This window comes from Pseudomonas costantinii (assembly GCF_001870435.1).
Lineage (GTDB): Bacteria > Pseudomonadota > Gammaproteobacteria > Pseudomonadales > Pseudomonadaceae > Aquipseudomonas > Aquipseudomonas costantinii.
The window spans coordinates 123,919-141,597 of record NZ_MDDR01000065.1 but is presented as its reverse complement, the minus strand read 5'-3'; the positions used below and the strand labels follow the sequence as shown (position 1 = coordinate 141,597).

Annotated in this window: 19 protein-coding genes; 15 read left to right on the top strand and 4 right to left on the bottom strand. The window is 59.7% G+C overall.

The features are described 5' to 3' along the window. Positions 1–41 precede the first annotated feature (41 nt). From BFL40_RS30855 to BFL40_RS30815, 9 genes are all read left to right on the top strand, one after another. On the top strand, positions 42–1,043 hold the full coding sequence (locus tag BFL40_RS30855; protein WP_071487490.1) for a diguanylate cyclase: 1,002 nt from the start codon (positions 42–44) through the stop codon (positions 1,041–1,043). 173 nt (positions 1,044–1,216) lie between these two features. After that, positions 1,217–2,312 (top strand): peptide chain release factor 2 gene (prfB, locus tag BFL40_RS30850; protein WP_139213525.1). Its coding sequence is split into 2 segments (ribosomal slippage): positions 1,217–1,288 and positions 1,290–2,312, totalling 1,095 coding nucleotides; the frame shifts between segments, so codons are not numbered across the junction. Positions 2,313–2,383: 71 nt separating this feature from the next. Then, a complete protein-coding gene (gene lysS, locus BFL40_RS30845) occupies positions 2,384–3,886 on the top strand; it encodes a lysine--tRNA ligase (RefSeq protein ID WP_071487489.1) in 1,503 nt (500 codons plus the stop codon). A 152-nt stretch (positions 3,887–4,038) separates the two neighbouring features. After that, a complete protein-coding gene (locus tag BFL40_RS30840; protein WP_071487604.1) occupies positions 4,039–4,752 on the top strand; it encodes a TetR/AcrR family transcriptional regulator in 714 nt (237 codons plus the stop codon). A 16-nt stretch (positions 4,753–4,768) separates the two neighbouring features. Then, complete coding sequence (locus tag BFL40_RS30835; protein ID WP_071487488.1) at positions 4,769–5,317, top strand: hypothetical protein; 549 nt, start codon at positions 4,769–4,771, stop codon at positions 5,315–5,317. Positions 5,318–5,338: 21 nt separating this feature from the next. Next, entirely contained in the window at positions 5,339–6,616 is a 1,278-nt protein-coding gene (locus tag BFL40_RS30830; RefSeq protein WP_071487487.1) for a flavohemoglobin expression-modulating QEGLA motif protein, read from the top strand. 139 nt (positions 6,617–6,755) lie between these two features. Then, positions 6,756–7,661 (top strand): alpha/beta hydrolase, encoded by a 906-nt coding sequence (locus BFL40_RS30825; protein ID WP_071487486.1) that lies wholly within the window; start codon positions 6,756–6,758, stop codon positions 7,659–7,661. Next, positions 7,658–7,984 (top strand): PA3694 family proteiin, encoded by a 327-nt coding sequence (locus BFL40_RS30820; protein ID WP_071487485.1) that lies wholly within the window; start codon positions 7,658–7,660, stop codon positions 7,982–7,984. The genes BFL40_RS30825 and BFL40_RS30820 overlap by 4 nt, the downstream gene beginning before the upstream one ends. A 106-nt stretch (positions 7,985–8,090) precedes the next feature. Continuing rightward, on the top strand, positions 8,091–8,384 hold the full coding sequence (locus BFL40_RS30815) for a hypothetical protein (protein ID WP_235864723.1): 294 nt from the start codon (positions 8,091–8,093) through the stop codon (positions 8,382–8,384). A 55-nt stretch (positions 8,385–8,439) separates the two neighbouring features. Here the strand turns inward: BFL40_RS30815 and lptF are convergent, their stop codons facing one another. The 3 genes from lptF to BFL40_RS30800 all read right to left on the bottom strand — a co-directional run bounded on the left by lptF (position 8,440) and on the right by BFL40_RS30800 (position 10,334). Continuing rightward, the gene (lptF, locus tag BFL40_RS30810) at positions 8,440–9,225 is read right to left on the bottom strand and encodes a lipotoxin F family OmpA-related lipoprotein LptF (RefSeq protein WP_071487484.1); all 786 of its coding nucleotides are present in this window, start codon (positions 9,223–9,225) and stop codon (positions 8,440–8,442) included. A gap of 55 nt (positions 9,226–9,280) precedes the next feature. Then, positions 9,281–9,706, bottom strand: coding sequence for a DUF4398 domain-containing protein (locus BFL40_RS30805; RefSeq protein ID WP_071487483.1), 426 nt, complete (start codon positions 9,704–9,706; stop codon positions 9,281–9,283). 283 nt (positions 9,707–9,989) lie between these two features. Then, a complete protein-coding gene (locus BFL40_RS30800) occupies positions 9,990–10,334 on the bottom strand; it encodes a pilin assembly protein (RefSeq protein ID WP_071487482.1) in 345 nt (114 codons plus the stop codon). Between the two features lie 197 nt (positions 10,335–10,531). Between BFL40_RS30800 and ppc the strand changes: the two genes are divergently transcribed. The 6 genes from ppc (at position 10,532) to BFL40_RS30770 (ending at position 17,043) form a co-directional block, all read left to right on the top strand. Next, a complete protein-coding gene (gene ppc / locus BFL40_RS30795; protein ID WP_071487481.1) occupies positions 10,532–13,159 on the top strand; it encodes a phosphoenolpyruvate carboxylase in 2,628 nt (875 codons plus the stop codon). 280 nt (positions 13,160–13,439) lie between these two features. Further along, entirely contained in the window at positions 13,440–14,087 is a 648-nt protein-coding gene (adk, locus tag BFL40_RS30790; RefSeq protein WP_071487480.1) for an adenylate kinase, read from the top strand. Positions 14,088–14,177: 90 nt separating this feature from the next. After that, the gene (gene tsaB, locus BFL40_RS30785; protein ID WP_071487479.1) at positions 14,178–14,864 is read left to right on the top strand and encodes a tRNA (adenosine(37)-N6)-threonylcarbamoyltransferase complex dimerization subunit type 1 TsaB; all 687 of its coding nucleotides are present in this window, start codon (positions 14,178–14,180) and stop codon (positions 14,862–14,864) included. A 160-nt stretch (positions 14,865–15,024) separates the two neighbouring features. Beyond that, positions 15,025–15,327 (top strand): hypothetical protein, encoded by a 303-nt coding sequence (locus BFL40_RS30780; RefSeq protein WP_071487478.1) that lies wholly within the window; start codon positions 15,025–15,027, stop codon positions 15,325–15,327. Next, positions 15,327–16,187, top strand: a complete 861-nt coding sequence (locus tag BFL40_RS30775) for a DUF72 domain-containing protein (RefSeq protein ID WP_071487477.1) — start codon at positions 15,327–15,329, stop codon at positions 16,185–16,187. The genes BFL40_RS30780 and BFL40_RS30775 overlap by 1 nt, the downstream gene beginning before the upstream one ends. Positions 16,188–16,215: 28 nt before the next feature. Beyond that, the gene (locus BFL40_RS30770; protein ID WP_071487476.1) at positions 16,216–17,043 is read left to right on the top strand and encodes an isocitrate lyase/PEP mutase family protein; all 828 of its coding nucleotides are present in this window, start codon (positions 16,216–16,218) and stop codon (positions 17,041–17,043) included. Position 17,044: 1 nt separating this feature from the next. Here the strand turns inward: BFL40_RS30770 and BFL40_RS30765 are convergent, their stop codons facing one another. After that, positions 17,045–17,665: an energy transducer TonB gene (locus BFL40_RS30765; protein ID WP_071487475.1), complete on the bottom strand. Its 621-nt coding sequence runs from the start codon at positions 17,663–17,665 to the stop codon at positions 17,045–17,047. Between the last annotated feature and the right edge of the window lie 14 nt (positions 17,666–17,679).

Below are 17,679 nucleotides of genomic sequence, written 5' to 3'. Positions count from 1 at the left end.
CGCGCTGCTGGCTTGCAGGAAAGTAATTCAGGTGACTGCACATGAATGATTTACAGCTCGACGACTTCAAGGCCAACGAAAATGCCGCCATGGTGTTGTTGGTCGACGACCAGGCGATGATCGGGGAAGCCGTACGACGTGGCTTGGCCCATGAAGAAAACATCGACTTCCACTTTTGCGCCGACCCGCACCAGGCCATCGCCCAGGCGATTCGCATCAAACCGACGGTGATTCTGCAAGACCTGGTGATGCCGGGTCTCGACGGCCTGACCCTGGTGCGCGAATACCGTAATCACCCGGCCACGGCGAATATCCCGATCATCGTGCTTTCTACCAAAGAAGACCCGCTGATCAAGAGCGCGGCCTTTGCGGCCGGAGCCAACGATTATCTGGTCAAGTTACCGGACAACATCGAGTTGGTGGCGCGCATCCGCTATCACTCGCGCTCTTATATGACCCTGCTGCAGCGGGATGCGGCGTACCGTGCGCTGCGGGTCAGCCAGCAACAACTGCTGGACACCAACCTGGTACTGCAGCGCCTGATGAACTCCGACGGTCTCACCGGGCTGTCCAACCGCCGCCATTTCGACGAATACCTGGAGCTGGAGTGGCGCCGTTCCATGCGTGACCAGACCCAATTGTCGTTGTTGATGATCGACGTCGACTTCTTCAAGGCCTACAACGACACCTTCGGCCACGTCGAAGGTGACGAGGCCCTGCGCAAAGTCGCCGCCGCCATCCGTGATGCCAGCAGCCGCCCTTCGGACTTGCCGGCGCGCTACGGCGGCGAAGAGTTCGCGCTGGTGCTGCCGAACACCTCGTCCGGCGGCGCCCGCCTGGTGGCGGAAAAGCTGCGTATGGCTGTCGCTGCGTTGAATATCCCGCATATCACACCGGCTGAAGGTTCCAACCTGACCATCAGCATCGGCCTGTCGACCATTACCCCGCAGCAGGGTAGTGATTACCGGCAGGTGATATTGGCGGCGGATAAGGGGCTGTATATGGCCAAGCACAATGGGCGTAATCAGGTCGGTATTGAGTAACCTGAATCCGCCGCAATTCCAACTGTGGGAGCTTGCTCGTTCCCACATTGGGTCTTCATCGGTCATCAGATCGTGTACAACCCTGCGCCTTTTCGCCAAGCGGGCTGCCGTTTCACCCTGTTTGCCGTTATACTCGTCGGCTTTCAAAAGTTCGCCAACGAGTGCTGCCCGCCATGGAAATCAACCCGATCCTTAACACAATCAAGGACCTGTCCGAGCGCTCCGAAACTATTCGGGGGTATCTTTGACTACGATCAAAAGCATGAGCGTCTGACCGAAGTCAATCGCGAGCTTGAAGATCCGGCTGTCTGGAACAAACCTGAATACGCCCAAGAGTTGGGCCGCGAGCGCGCAGCGCTGGCACAGATCGTCGATACCCTCGACGAGTTGAACACCGGTCTGGGCGACTGCCGCGACCTGCTGGACATGGCCGTCGAAGAGAACGACGAAGGCGCAGTGGGCGATGTCGTCGCCGAGCTGGCCCGTCTCGAGGAAAACCTCGCCAAGCTCGAATTCCGTCGCATGTTCAGCCACGAAATGGACCCGAACAACGCCTACCTGGATATCCAGGCCGGTTCCGGCGGTACCGAAGCCCAGGACTGGGCCAACATTCTGTTGCGCATGTACCTGCGCTGGGCCGACAAACGCGGTTTCGACGCGACCATCATGGAGCTGTCGGCCGGTGAAGTCGCCGGCATCAAAGGTGCGACCGTGCACATCAAGGGTGAATACGCCTTTGGCTGGCTGCGTACCGAGATCGGCGTGCACCGCCTGGTGCGCAAGAGCCCGTTCGACTCCGGCAACCGTCGCCATACTTCGTTCTCCGCGGTTTTCGTCTCGCCAGAGATCGACGACAAGGTGGAAATCGAGATCAACCCGGCAGACCTGCGAATCGACACGTATCGCTCCTCCGGTGCCGGTGGTCAGCACGTAAACACCACCGACTCGGCCGTACGTATTACTCACGTACCCACCAACACCGTGGTCAGCTGCCAGAACGAACGTTCCCAGCACGCCAACAAAGACACCGCCATGAAAATGCTGCGGGCCAGGTTGTACGAGCAGGAAATACAGAAGCGCAACGCCGCTTCCCAGGCGCTGGAAGACACCAAGTCGGACATCGGCTGGGGTCACCAGATCCGTTCTTATGTGCTTGATGCGTCGCGGATCAAGGATCTGCGCACTAACATCGAACGCAGCGATTGCGACAAGGTGCTCGACGGTGATATCGACGAATACCTGGAAGCCAGCCTGAAATCGGGGCTGTAAACCGTCAGCCAAGACCTTAAGTCCCCTGCCACCGGTGGGGGCAACGAACCTGTGATGGAATTTCAAAAGACATGAGCGACCAACAACTCGACCCGCAAGCCCTGCAACAGGAAGAAAACTCCCTGATCGCCCTGCGCAAGGAAAAGCTTGCTGCCGAGCGCGCCAAGGGCAATGCCTTCCCCAACGACTTCCGCCGCGAAAACTACTGCGAAGACTTGCAGAAGCAGTACGCGGACAAGACCAAGGAAGAACTGGCAGAAGCGGCGATCCCGGTCAAGGTGGCAGGTCGCATCATGCTCAACCGTGGCTCGTTCATGGTGATCCAGGACATGACCGGTCGCATCCAGGTCTACGTCAACCGCAAAACCCTGTCGGAAGAAACCCTGGCCTCGGTGAAAACCTGGGACATGGGCGACATCATCGCAGCCGAAGGTACCCTGGCCCGTTCCGGTAAAGGCGACCTGTACGTTGAAATGACAGGCGTGCGCCTGCTGACCAAATCCCTGCGCCCGCTGCCGGACAAGCACCACGGCCTGACCGACACCGAGCAGCGTTATCGCCAGCGCTACGTTGACCTGATCGTTAACGAAGAAGTGCGCCAGACGTTCCGCGTGCGTTCGCAAGTCATCGCCCACATCCGCAGCTTCCTGATGGCGCGTGATTTCCTGGAAGTGGAAACGCCGATGCTGCAAACCATCCCCGGTGGTGCCGCAGCCAAGCCGTTCGAGACTCACCACAACGCGCTGGATCTGGAAATGTTCTTGCGTATCGCGCCTGAGCTGTACCTCAAGCGCCTGGTGGTTGGCGGCTTCGAGAAAGTGTTCGAGATCAACCGCAACTTCCGTAACGAAGGCGTTTCGACCCGTCACAACCCAGAATTCACCATGTTGGAGTTCTACCAGGCTTACGCCGACTACGAAGACAACATGGACCTGACCGAGGAGCTGTTCCGCGAACTGGCACAGTTGGTTCTGGGCAGCACCGACGTGCCGTACGGCGACAAGGTGTTCCATTTCGGCGAGCCGTTCGTGCGTCTGTCGGTGTTCGACTCGATCCTCAAGTACAACCCTGAGCTGACCGCTGACGACCTGAACGATATCGACAAGGCTCGCGCCATCGCCAAGAAAGCCGGCGCCAAGGTGCTGGGCTTCGAAGGCCTGGGCAAATTGCAGGTGATGATTTTCGAAGAGCTGGTTGAGCACAAGCTGGAACAGCCGCACTTCATTACCCAGTACCCGTTCGAAGTGTCGCCGCTGGCCCGTCGCAACGACGACAACCCGAACGTCACCGACCGTTTCGAGTTGTTCATCGGTGGCCGCGAAATCGCCAACGCCTACTCCGAGCTTAACGACGCGGAAGACCAGGCCGAGCGCTTCATGGCCCAGGTGGCCGACAAGGACGCCGGCGACGACGAAGCCATGCACTACGACGCCGACTTCGTGCGTGCCTTGGAATACGGCATGCCGCCGACTGCCGGTGAAGGTATCGGCATCGACCGGTTGGTAATGTTGTTGACCAACTCGCCGTCAATTCGTGACGTGATCTTGTTCCCGCACATGCGGCCACAAGCGTAACCGTAGCGAAATCCGAAGCCGCCTTTTATAAGGCGGCTTTTTTATGCGGCGTATATAAGCGTCAAGCGAACAGCGCCAGGGGATCGTTCCCACGCTTTGCGTGGGAATGCAGCCGGTGACGCTCCGCGTCACACGTTAAAGGAAGATTTGTGGTGAACCGCGTAAAGGAAGAAGGCGCCGCCGGCATTGCTGCTGCCGTGGCTGAAAGCGTCCAGTACCAGGGCCGCAAGGCCAGTCGCCGAGGCAGCGAGCAACGCAGGCAAGACATTCTCGATGCGGCCATGCGTATTGTGGTGCGTGATGGCGTGCGGGCCGTGCGCCATCGCGCGGTGGCGGCGGAGGCGGGGGTGCCGCTGTCGGCCACTACCTACTACTTCAAGGACATCGATGACCTGCTCACCGATACCTTCGCCCAATACGTGGAGCGCAGCGCCGCCTTTATGGGCAAGTTGTGGGTGCGTAACGAAGGCCTGCTACGCGAAATGGTCGCCTATGGCGATGGCAGCCCGCAGTCGCGTTCGCAACTGGCCGATGACATCGCGCGACTGACCGCCGACTACGTGCTGCGCCAACTGACTAACCGTCGTGAACACCTGATGGCCGAGCAGGCCTTTCGCCAGGAAGCCTTGCTCAACCCACGCCTGGCCGAGCTGGTGCGCTCTCACCAGCAAATTCTGTTGCAGGGTACCGGGCAGTTTTTCCAGGTATTGGGTTCGCGTGAACCGCAACAGGATGCCAAAGTGTTGACGGCGATAATCGGTCGGATGGAATATCAGGGCCTGCTTGGCGGCCCAGAGCCTCTGACCGGTGAAGAGGTGCTTGAGATTCTCAAGCGCTATATGCATTTGGTGTTGGCCTCGGTCTGACACCGGGGGATGTTCAATGAAAGCCTGGCGTGTCGCGCTAATCGCCTTGTCGTTCCTGCTGCTCAGCGGTTGCCTGGTGACCTTCAAGGACCCACTGCCGGCCCGCGAAGCCGCGCCGGATGCCTTGTTGGGCCACTGGTCGAGCAAAAACGCCTGGGGCGAACCGCTCAACCTGCAGATCACCCATGCCGGTGAACATCGCTACAAAGCGGTGAGCTACCCTAAAGCCAAGCCGGGCCAGCGCGATGAGTACCTGTTTACCGTCTCGCATCATGGCAACCGTTGGTACTTGTCGGCGCCGTTGCCGGACAAACTGGGTGGGCATTTCATCCTGGCTGGCTTTGAGTTGGACGAAAAGCACGAATTGGTGGTCTACAACCTGGATCTGGAGCAGATCCGTCAAGCGATAGGCCAACAAGCCTTGCACGGCAGTACCGTGGAAACCGTCGAGGGCGATGGCGTGTTGGTGGACAGCTCCATGGACCAGGTGTTTGCCTACCTGGATGACCCGGCCAATGCCGATGTGTTCGTTGAAGCCGTGCGCTACCAGCGTGCGGGCAAATAACGTTTAAAGAGGAAGCACCGGGTGGACGATTACCAGCAGACGATACGCACCTTGTCTGATCGCATTGTGCTGGCGCAAACACCGATTCGCGTCCTCGACGCTGTGAAGTGGGACGAGAACATTCGCCAGGGATTCCTCAAGGCCAAGGGCAAGGCGATGCCTGCCGTGGACCGCGATTACTATCTAAGCCGGCCGCTGGCGTTCGACTCCAGCGCGGTAAAGCTGGAGTTCCAGAACATCGAGCGCGACATCACGCGCCGCCTCGGCCAGTTCAGCCCGGTGGGGCAGATCATGCGCCGCATGTGCCGGGAATACCGCATGGTGGTGCGGATGCTTGAGGCGCGTGGCACCGAGGATTTCGGTCTGATCTCCCAGGAGCTGTACGGCGCGGCCTCCGATGCGTTCCACGCCGGCGACCCGACGCTGGCTGACCTGGGCCTGATGCTCTCCGACTACCTGAACAATATCGACGGCCGTGGCGACCTGAAAGACGAAGCCAAGACCCTCACCGCCAAGGATGCAGTCGCTTTGCTGCAAACTCGCCTGAACAAGGTGTTTGGCGAGGCGGAAGAAACCATTCGTGTGTTCGAGTCCGACGGTATCGTTGCCGACGCCGCGGCGGGCGCCGATTACATCAAGATCCGCGCCGACGCGATGTTCAACGAGCGCGACGTGCGCGCGCTTGAGGTGCATGAAGGCCTGGTGCATGTCGGCACCACGCTGAATGGCCAGAACCAGCCGATCTGCACCTTCTTGTCCAAAGGCCCACCGTCGTCCACGGTGACCCAGGAAGGCCTGGCGATTTTGATGGAGATCATCACCTTTGCCTCGTACCCCAGCCGCTTGCGCAAGCTGACCAACCGCACCCGCGCCATCCATATGGTGGAGGAGGGCGCGGACTTCCTGCAGGTGTTCGAGTTCTTCCGTGAGCAAGGCTTTGAGATGGCCGAGAGCTACGGTAATGCCAGCCGGGTGTTCCGTGGTTCGGTGCCGACCGGTCTGCCATTTACCAAGGATTTGTCCTATCTCAAGGGCTTTATCATGGTCTACAACTACATCCAGCTCGCCGTGCGCAAAGGCAAGCTGGAGCAAGTACCGTTGCTGTTCTGCGGCAAGACCACCCTGGAAGACATGCGCACCTTGCGTCAATTGGTCGACGAAGGCCTCGTGGTGCCGCCCAAGTACCTGCCGGAGCAGTTCCGCGACATGAACGCGCTGGCGGCGTGGATGTGTTTCTCCAACTTCCTCAACCATTTGAGCCTGGACCGGATCGAGGCGGATTACTCAAATATCCTTTGAAGAAACCGAATTCGATCGTTCCCACGCTCCGCGGGGGAATGCAGCCCGTGACGCTCCACGTCACAAAAGCGGACGCAGAGCGTCCTGTTGATGCATTCCCACGCAGAGCGTGGGAACGAGCGTCTGGAGGCTTCAACGGATGAGAATCCTCGGCATTCTGTGCCTGCTACTCACATTGAACGGCTGCAGCTCCCTGCTGTTCTACCCCGAGCCGGGCCTGCCGTTTACACCGGAAAAAGCCCACTTGGCGTATCGCGACGTCACTCTTACCACCGCGGATGGCCTGAAGTTGCACGCTTGGTGGCTGCCGGCCAAACCCGGGGTGCCGCTTAAAGGCACAGTGCTGCACCTGCACGGTAATGGCGGCAACCTAGCCTGGCATCTGGGTGGCAGTTGGTGGTTGCCGGAGCAGGGCTATCAAGTGCTGCTGCTGGACTACCGTGGCTACGGTTTGTCTGAAGGCAAGCCATCATTGCCGGCGATCTACCAGGATATCGATGCGGCCTTCAGTTGGATCGACAAAGCCCCTGAAACCCAAAACCAGCCGCTGATCGTACTCGGCCAGAGCCTGGGCGGTTCATTGGCGGTGCATTACCTGGCGGCCCATCCCGAGCGCCAGACCAAGCTCAAGGCCTTGGTGCTGGATGGCGTACCTGCCAGTTATCGTGACGTGGGACAATTCGCCCTGAGCACCTCCTGGTTAACATGGCCATTTCAGGTGCCGTTGTCCTGGCTGGTGCCGGATGCCGACAGCGCGATCAATGCGATGCCCCAATTGACCGGAGTGCCAAAGCTGTTGTTCCACAGTTTGGATGACCCCATCGTGCCGCTGTCCAATGGCATTCGCCTGTACCAGGCCGCGCCGCCGCCCAGGGTGCTGCAATTGACCCGTGGCGGCCATGTGCAGACCTTTGCCGACAAGACTTGGCAAACCGTGATGCTGCGCTATCTGGACGACCCGCAGCACTTTAACGGCCTGCGCCGCCTGGGCGAAATTCCGAACTATCCGATTTCTAAAGCTGACTCATCAGAGAGCCCACAATGAGTGAAGAACGCAACATGATCCCGCTGATCCTCACCGGCATCGGCACCATCATCGGCACCGTTGGCTGCCTGTGGTATTACGGCTACCTGCACTTCGCGAAGCCCGAAGATGCGTTGCTGCTCAGCGACTTCACCATGCTCAAGACCGTGCCGGGTGAGGACTACAAGATTTCCCTGACCCCGGCCGCGCAAGTGGCGCAGTGCGTTGATGGTGTACTGGTGATGTTCGACACCGAGCAAAAGGGCTTGAGCGGTGTGTTGGTGAACAACAAGAAGCAAGCCGTGCGCTGCATGGGCCAGGAAACGCCGCAATTACAGGAATAGCGCTCGCGCCGGAAATATCTGGAACCGTATTGCGTAAGAAGCCACTGACTGGTTTGTCAGTGTTGCTGATGGATAACTTACGTAGTACGAATCTGGGAGTGTGATGATGGATATTGGTGCGATTGGCAAGATGCTGGGCATGGCCAGGGGCCAAAACGATCTGGACCAGGGCGGTGCACAAGGCGCTGAGCCACAGGGGAAACAGGAGCCAGATCTGATCAAAAAGCTTATGGAAATGCTGTCAGGCGCAGCGGGCGCTCAGGGTGGTGGGGGCTCTGCCGGCTCCGATTGTTCGGAATGTCAGAAGAGTCCCGAGGAGCTTGAACAGTTGGCGGCGGGGCGCCAAGGCATGGAAGCGATGATGCCGGGTAATGACAACGGTCGCCAAATCAACGCCTGATCGGCGAAAAGAACCCCACCTTTCAGGCGGGGTTCTTTTTTCCAGCTTCAATCAATCAGTTAGCAACGGACGAACGTGGCTTCACCGGCTGGTTGTCGTTGGAGATGGTCACTTCAACGCGGCGGTTCATGGCACGGCCCGATGCGCTGCCGTTGTCGGCAACCGGGTATTCCTTGCCGTAGCCCTGGGTCACGATGCGCGAGATATCCACGCCTTGCTGCGCCAGTGCACGCTGCACGGACGCCGCACGACGCTCGGACAGGCTCTGGTTGTACGCGTCGGAGCCGGTACTGTCGGTGTAGCCTTCGACGATCACTTTACGGTCCGGGTTATCGCGCAGGAACTGCGCCAGTTTGGTGATATTCACCAAACCGCTGGATTTCAGGTCGGACTTGTTGGTGGCAAACAGCACATCACCAAAGGTCACCAGGGTGCCGCGATCCGTCTGCTTGGCGTTCAGGCTGTCTTGCAGTTGCTTGATCTGCGCATCACGGGCTTGCAGCAGGGCGCGGGCACGTTCATCACCGGCATTTTTCAGCTTGGCTTCGGACTCGCGCAGCACGATGGTGTCTTTCGCCACTTCAACGCGCTGGTTGGTCAGGTAAGCCAATTGGTCGACTTTCTTCTGGTCTTCCTTGTCGCGGTAGGCTTTTTCAGCCTTGTCCAGCCATTCGCTGGCGTCCTTGGTTTCCAGCGCCGCTACCTTGGTGGCTTGCGGGTTGGCTTGCAGGGCCGAGAAGTTGGTCCGTGCGTTTTCCAGGTTCGCGTTCGGCGGGGTGGAGCAGGCCGCCAGGGCAACGCTCATCGCCAGCAGGGCAGGGATCATCAATTGTTTACGCATAGTCGTGTCGTCCTTTCAATTCGATATCGGGTGCAATGCAATCAGGGGTGTCGGCTTATTGCTGTTGGATAACAGCTGGGCGCATGCCTTCCTGACGCAGCTCCTGAACAGCTTTCTGGGAGTCCTTCACCGCCAGTTCGGCCTTGGCGGCCTGGGCTTTGCGCTCTGCGACGCGGGCATCCCACTCGGCTTGTTCGGACAGGCGACGGGCTTCGTCATAGTTCTTGTCGTGCATGGCAATCTCGGCTTGCTTGAGCTTGTCCTGTGCCGACTTCATCTCAACCGCTGCGTATTCGGTGCCGCCGGCGCTGACCGCGCTGTTAACCGCCGACTGGGTCACCGCATATTGCTCGGTAGGAGGGTTGCCGGCGCAGCCCGCCAAAACGAAGCTGGTGCCGATTGCCAACGCGGCCAATTTGAGCCCGCGCAGGTGGTTAAACGAGGATTTGGCAGTGCTGGTCTTCATCGTCTTCAACTCCATTAGATAACTCCTGAAAAACATCAACATCCATCTCTGGTGATCAGCGGCAGCGGGCCCGGCAGTGATGCGCGTGGCACCTTTCAAACGACTGTTCCTGGTGATGGCTTACTGGCTGTGACCGGAGGCTTTTTTGAATAGTTCAGAGAAGATGGCGATTTGCCTAAAGAAATATCTGACTGCTTGGTCAGCGTAAAAAAGTTGGAACTTTCACGACGTGCAGAGGTACGCCGAGCCTCTGTGAGGCCCGGAATACAAGGGTTTTATAGGTTTTGGCGGATGTTTGTCAGTGCTTTTGTTCGTCGGTGCTGGCCGACAAATCATGCAAATAGCGTCGCGACAACGTGAGAAAACGCGGGGTAGGGCCGACGTCTTCATACAGCGGATCGCCTTCTTCATCGGTGGCAATCACCTGCTGCCCCTTGATGTAGGGAAAGCTGGCTTCCAGCTCCTCAAGGGCTGCGCCGATCAGTTCGCCGAGCAGCTCTTCGGCGTGGCGCTTGGGGTACATTTCGGCAATGGCGGCCAGCCGTGCGGCGGACTCCATATCCAGATGAATCGCGTACTCGGTTTTGGTCAGGCGACCCTTGGCGTTCTCTTCCCAATGCTGGGCCAGTTCTCGAATTTTCATGGCAACCTCAATAAAGCCCACGGTAGCAGGCGGTGATGAGTGACCAGCCGCCTGCGTGGATAACGTGGCGACTCAAGATTGAGACTAGCTGTAAGCCGCAAGGTTTAAAGTCGATTGCACTTGGCCTTGTCAGAAACCGACGCGGGCGGCACTCTGGAAGACCTGCGCGTCCCGGATTTCTGGCTGGAGATTGGCTGATGAGTGATATCGATGCACGCTTGCGTGAGGATGTTCACCTGCTGGGTGAATTGCTGGGCAACACCATTCGAGAGCAGTACGGCGATGATTTTCTCGACAAGATCGAGCAGATCCGTAAAGGCGCCAAGGCCGACCGTCGAGGTGCCGGCGATGAACTGAGCGCCAGCCTGAACCAGTTGCAGGAAGACGAGTTGCTGCCCGTGGCGCGGGCCTTCAACCAGTTCCTCAACCTGGCCAACATCGCCGAGCAGTACCAGTTGATTCATCGACGCGATGAGTCGCAACCGGCGCCTTTCGAGTCCCGCGTATTGCCGGAGTTGCTGGCCCGCCTGCAAAGTGAAGGTCACAGCAACGAATCCCTGGCCCGCCAGTTGGGGCGCCTGGAGATCGAACTGGTCCTCACCGCCCACCCGACCGAAGTCGCCCGGCGCACCCTGATCCAAAAGTACGATGCAATTGCCGCGCAACTGGCGCTGCAGGATCACCGCGACCTCACCACGGCCGAGCGCGAGCAGATCCGCGATCGCTTGCAACGGTTGATCGCCGAAGCCTGGCACACCGAAGAAATCCGCCGCATCAGGCCTACCCCGGTAGACGAAGCCAAATGGGGCTTTGCGGTGATCGAGCATTCGCTGTGGCATGCCATCCCCAATTACTTGCGTAAAGCAGACCTTGCCTTGCACGCTGCCACCGGCCTGCGCTTGCCCCTTGAAGCAGCGCCGATTCGCTTTGCCTCGTGGATGGGCGGCGACCGTGACGGCAACCCGAATGTCACCGCGCCGGTTACCCGCGAAGTGCTGCTGTTGGCGCGCTGGATGGCGGCGGATTTGTACTTGCGCGATGTCGATCACTTGGCGTCCGAGCTGTCGATGCGCCAGGCCAGCGCTGCGTTGCAGGCCAAGGTCGGCGACAGCGTCGAGCCTTATCGTGCATTACTCAAACAGCTGCGTGAACGCCTGCGCGCCACCCGCCAATGGGCTCATACATCACTGACCTCCAGCACACCGGCACCTGCCGAGGTGCTGCAGAACAACCGTGAGCTGCTGGAGCCGTTGGAACTGTGCTTCCAGTCGCTGCACGAATGCGGCATGGGTGTGATTGCCGATGGCCCGTTACTCGATTGCCTGCGCCGTGCCGTCACCTTTGGCTTGTTCCTGGTGCGTCTGGATGTGCGTCAGGATTCCAGTCGACACTCGGCGGCCATGACCGAAATCACCGATTACCTTGGCCTGGGCCGGTATGAGGACTGGGACGAAGACGCGCGTGTCAGCTTCCTGATGAAGGAGTTGGCCAATCGTCGACCGCTGCTGCCGGGGTATTTCAAGCCATCGGCGGATACCGCCGAAGTGCTCAATACCTGCAAGGAAATTGCTGCTGCACCGGCCGCGTCTCTTGGCTCCTATGTCATCTCGATGGCAGGCGCTGCGTCGGACGTACTGGCGGTGCAACTGCTGCTTAAAGAGTCCGGCGTGCAACGGCCGATGCGTGTGGTGCCGCTGTTCGAAACCCTGGCCGACCTGGATAACGCCGGGCCGGTGATGGAGCGCCTGCTGCAACTGCCGGGCTATCGCGCACGATTGCAAGGTCCGCAGGAAGTGATGATTGGCTACTCGGACTCGGCCAAGGATGCCGGCACCACCGCCGCCGCTTGGGCGCAATACCGGGCGCAGGAGCGTCTGGTTGATATCTGCCGCCAACAGCAAGTGGAACTGCTGTTGTTTCACGGTCGTGGCGGCACCGTCGGCCGTGGCGGCGGCCCGGCTCACGCGGCGATCCTGTCGCAACCGCCGGGTTCGGTGGCGGGGCGTTTCCGTACGACTGAACAGGGGGAGATGATCCGCTTCAAATTCGGCCTGCCAGACATCGCCGAACAGAACCTCAATCTCTACCTGGCGGCCGTGCTGGAAGCCACGCTGTTGCCACCACCACCACCCGAGCCGGCCTGGCGCCATTTGATGGACGAATTGGCGGCAGACGGTGTCAGCGCTTACCGCGCCGTGGTGCGGGAAAATCCGCAGTTCGTTGAATATTTCCGCCAGTCCACTCCGGAACAGGAACTGGGTCGCTTGCCACTGGGCAGTCGTCCGGCCAAGCGTCGTGCGGGGGGAATCGAAAGCCTGCGCGCCATTCCGTGGATCTTCGGCTGGACCCAAACCCGCCTGATGTTGCCGGCCTGGCTCGGATGGGAAGCCGCATTAACCAAGGCGTTGGAGCGCGGTGAAGGTGAGTTGCTGGGGCGGATGCGCGAGCAGTGGCCGTTCTTCCGTACCCGCATCGATATGCTGGAAATGGTGCTGGCCAAGGCGGATGCCGATATCGCCCGTTTATATGACGAGCGTCTGGTGCAGCCTGACCTGCTGCCATTGGGCGCGCACTTACGCGACCTATTGTCGCAGGCATGTAATGTGGTGCTTGGCCTGACCGGCCAGTCGCAACTGCTGGCCCATAGCCCTGACACCCTGGAGTTCATCCGCCTGCGCAACACCTACCTCGACCCCTTGCACCTGTTGCAGGCCGAGTTGCTGGCCCGCTCCCGTCAGCAGGAGGCTGCGCAAGACAGCCCTCTGGAACAGGCGCTGCTGGTGTCCGTAGCCGGTATTGCCGCCGGTTTGCGCAACACCGGTTGAGGTTTCTTGCATGTTCTCAAAGGCTTGCAGATAGACAATGACGGCCGCCCCGAAAAGGGCGGTCGGCGTTTAAACGGCGGGGTTGCACTCAGGCACACCCTACCTATGACGCATGCCTGGCACGGGTTCCTCCGACTTTCGGCGGCTTGTGTGGTTTGGGCCTGCTGTGTATCTTGATCAGCCTTTGGCCGTTTGGGCGGCCAGGACCCACATTTCTACGAGATTGGCCCCACGCGGCGAATCCGAGCGTCATCTCTATAAAAAATTGAGGAGCACATCAATGCGCGTCATTCTGCTGGGAGCTCCGGGGGCCGGTAAAGGTACTCAGGCAAAGTTCATCACTGAAAAGTTCGGCATTCCACAAATCTCCACCGGCGACATGCTGCGTGCGGCCGTCAAGGCCGGCACCGAGCTGGGCCTGATCGCCAAGAGCGTGATGGACAGCGGCGGCCTGGTGTCCGATGACCTGATCATCAACCTGGTCAAGGAACGCATCAGCCAGGACGACTGCAAGAACGGTTTCCTGTTCGACGGTTTCCCACGCACCATTCCTCAGGCTGAAGCTCTGGTGAAGGCGGGCGTCGAGTTGGACGCTGTGGTTGAAATCGCAGTTGAAGACGAAGAAATCGTCCAGCGTATCGCCGGCCGTCGCGTTCACGAAGCGTCGGGCCGCGTGTACCACACCGTCTACAACCCGCCGAAGGTTGAAGGCAAGGACGATGTCACCGGTGAAGACCTGGTGCAGCGTAAAGACGACACTGAAGAAACCGTGCGTCATCGCCTGTCGGTCTACCACTCCCAGACCAAGCCATTGGTGGCTTTCTACCAGGACCTGTCTGCTGCTAAAGGCAAGCCGAAGTACAGCCACATCCCTGGCGTTGGTTCGGTGGAAGCGATTACCGCCAAGGTTCTGCAAGCACTGAGCTGATCCTGCGATCTGCTTTGCGTACAACGGCCCGCTTGCGGGCCGTTGTTGTTTATACTGGCGCACTTTTTTTCAACTTGGACACCCACACCGATGAGCACCCTGCTGGCCCTGGACACCGCGACTGAAGCTTGCTCCGTTGCCTTGCTGCACGATGGCAAGGTAACGAGCCACTACGAGGTGATCCCGCGCCTGCACGCGCAGAAGCTGTTGCCGATGATCAAGCAACTGCTGGAAGACGCGGGCACCACCTTGGCGGCCGTGGATGCCATTGCCTTTGGCCGTGGCCCCGGTGCGTTTACCGGTGTGCGCATCGCCATCGGTGTGGTGCAGGGATTGGCCTTTGCGTTGGAGCGCCCGGTATTACCGGTCTCCAACCTGGCGGTGCTGGCCCAGCGCGCACTCCGCGAACACGGTGCCTCGCAAGTTGCGGCAGCCATTGATGCACGCATGGATGAAGTCTATTGGGGCTGCTACCGCGAAACTGCAGGCGAAATGCGCCTGGTGGGCGTGGAGGCCGTGCAGCCGCCGGAAGCTGCGGTATTGCCCAATGATGCCCGCGGTGACTGGTTCGGTGCGGGTACTGGCTGGGGTTATGGCGAGCGCATCGGCGTGCAGTTAGTCGGTCAAGACGCTGCAATGTTGCCCCACGCTGAAGACCTGTTGACCCTGGCACGTTTCGCTTTTGAGCGTGGCGAGGCGATCCCGGCTGACCAGGCTGCGCCGGTTTACCTGCGCGATAAAGTGGCGCAAACCAAGGCTGAGCGCGGGATTATTTGACGTCAAAAATGTGGGAATTTGGCGGCAAATTTCGCCAATCGTCAGAATTCGCCCGCACATTTAAACCTTTATCAAATTATGTGTTCTAGTTATCAACAGAGCATTTGCGCGCCATGGAAAGCGCTATTAAAATGCCATCACTGATACCGAGTTCGCATCGATGCGCATAGACGGCTTTTCCTCACAGTCCTACCCCCTCAAGCGTAAGCCGCGCAAGGCGAACGTCACGGTAGACGAGTCCGTTGAAGATTCGCCGGACTTCATCGAGGTGCTGTCCGACACGCAGTCCAGCCCCCAAGGTTCTGCAAGTGCACGTATCAGTGGTCTTCCTGCCCGCCCGCAAGACATGGTCTTCCCCCGCTCCATGAGCAAAAGCGTCGCCACCGCCCTGGCCAGCTACCTGACCACCGCCGGCTTTGTCGAATGGGATATGGAAGTGCTGGGTCTCGACATCCACATCTGATGCGCCTGCCTTACTTTATTGGTTGCCCATCCTGGAGTGAAAACGCCTGGCGCGAGTACCTGTACCCGGCCGATGCCCGCTCCAGTGACTACCTCGCGCTGTATTCCCAAGTCTTCAACGCCGTTGAAGGCAACACGACTTTTTATGCCCGACCCTCGGCCGCCACTGTGCAGCGCTGGGCCGAAATCATGCCTGAAGATTTTCGCTTCACCGCCAAATTCCCCGGCGATATCAGTCACGGTGGCGACTTGCGCGAGCAGTTGCCGGCAGCGGAAAGTTTTGTCGGCTTGATGAGCCCGTTGGGTGAGCGTGTTTCGCCACTATGGTTGCAACTGTCGGCGAGTTTTTCACCGCAGCGCCTCGGCGAGCTGGCGGGGTTTATCGACGGGCTCGAACGCCCGATGGCTGTGGAAGTGCGCCACCCGGAATTCTTTGCCAAGGGCGATGCCGAGCGCATGCTCAACCGCTTGTTGCGTGACCGTGGTGTCGAGCGCATTTGTCTCGACCCTCGCGCCTTGTTCAGTTGCACGTCCACTTCGGCTGCCGTGCTGCATGCCCAATCGAAAAAGCCCAAGGTGCCACCGCGTCCGGCGGCGCTGACGCAGTCTCCGCAGGTACGTTTTATCGGCCACCCAGAACTGGAGGCGAACGACCCGTTCCTGATTCCGTGGGTGGAAAAGATCGCCGGTTGGATCGAAGAAGGGCGCACGCCCTACGTGTTCCTGCACACTTCCGATAACCGATTGGCGGCACAGTTGGCCCTGCGTTTTCACGACAAGCTGATGGTACGCCTGCCAGGTTTGCCGCCTCTGCCGACGCTGCATCGAGAGCCCGCAGCCGAGCAACTGGGGTTACTCTAGGGCTCCTTTTTTCCGCCAGGAGTCAGTCATGGATGCCCAAACCCTTCGCGCCGAAACCTTCAAGGCCCTGCATGAGCGTGATCGCGCGTTTGTGATGCCCAACCCGTGGGACGCCGGCTCTGCCATCATGCTTGCCAGCCTTGGCTTTGAAGCCTTGGCCACCACCAGTGCAGGTTTTGCGTTCAGCCTGGGGCGGCCGGATGCGGAAGGCGCGTTGTCGCTGGAAGACACCTTGGGCAATGCCGCAACGATTGTCCGGGCGATCTCGCTGCCGGTGGCCGCCGACTTGGAAAATGGCTTCAGCGACACCCCCGAAGGCTGTGCCCAGACCATTCTTCGCGCAGCTGCCACCGGTATTGTCGGCGGTTCCATCGAAGACGCCACGGGCATTTCCGCAGACCCGATCTATCCCTTTGACCTCTCCGTTGAGCGTGTGGAAGCCGCTGTAGCCGCCGCTCGCAGTCTGCCATTCCCCTTCACTCTGACGGCCCGTGCGGAAAACCTCCTGCATGGCCGCCTGGATTTACCTGACACTATCCGCCGCCTGCAGGCTTACGCCGAAGCCGGTGCCGACGTGCTCTATGCCCCCGCGTTACGCAGTGCCGAAGAAGTGCTGGCGGTGGTCAAGGCTGTCGCGCCAAAGCCGGTGAATGTGTTGATGTCCGGCGGCTTGAACCTCAGCGTGGCGCAGTTGAGCGAGATGGGTGTGCGGCGTATAAGCGTCGGGTCGGCCATGGCCCTGGCGGCGTATGGCGAGTTCTACCGGGCGGCGCGGGAGGTGTATGAGTTGGGCACATTTACCTTCACCGAACGCAAGATGCCGTTCAGCCAGGCCAACGATTTTTTCAAAGGCTGAGTCAGGCCGCCAGGCGCAGGTTGTTGAGGATCAGCGGGCGTGCCCAGTGATAATCAAAGTCCAGTGCCTTCTGCTGTGCCACCAGTTCTTCAGTCGGGTACGGTGTAGCGGCGGGCGGCAACAGGTCCAGTTCGAACTCGGCAATTGGCAAGTGCAGTGGGCGTGGTTCCGGCGCAGGGCCCGGCTCAGGTACTGGCTGGCCGGCGTTCAAGACAATCGGGCGCACCCAGCCACTCTCGAAATTCTGCTGACGCTGTTGGGTGACAATTTCTTCCGGCGGGAACGGTGTAGCCGCTGGCGGCAGCAGTTCGGTTTCGAATTCGGCGATTGGCAGGAACAGCGGCTCAGGCGGGGCGATTTCGGTGTCTTTCACGTCACACTCACGCTGGGTGAGAATCTGCGACAACAGGTCGGCGCCTTCGCTGGGTTCTACCGCAGGGTCCACCGCTACAGGCGCCTTGGCGGCGAGTGCATCCGGCGAATCGCCAAGCTGTTCGGCCAATGCCCGTGCGAAGAAGTCCTGCCACACATGACTCACCCCGGCCAGCGCTTGGGTATTGCGCAGGCCGTAGTGGTTGTGGGTCGGCAGTACACCGATGGTTTGGGGAAGAATGTCTGACATTTTTCTCGGTCGAC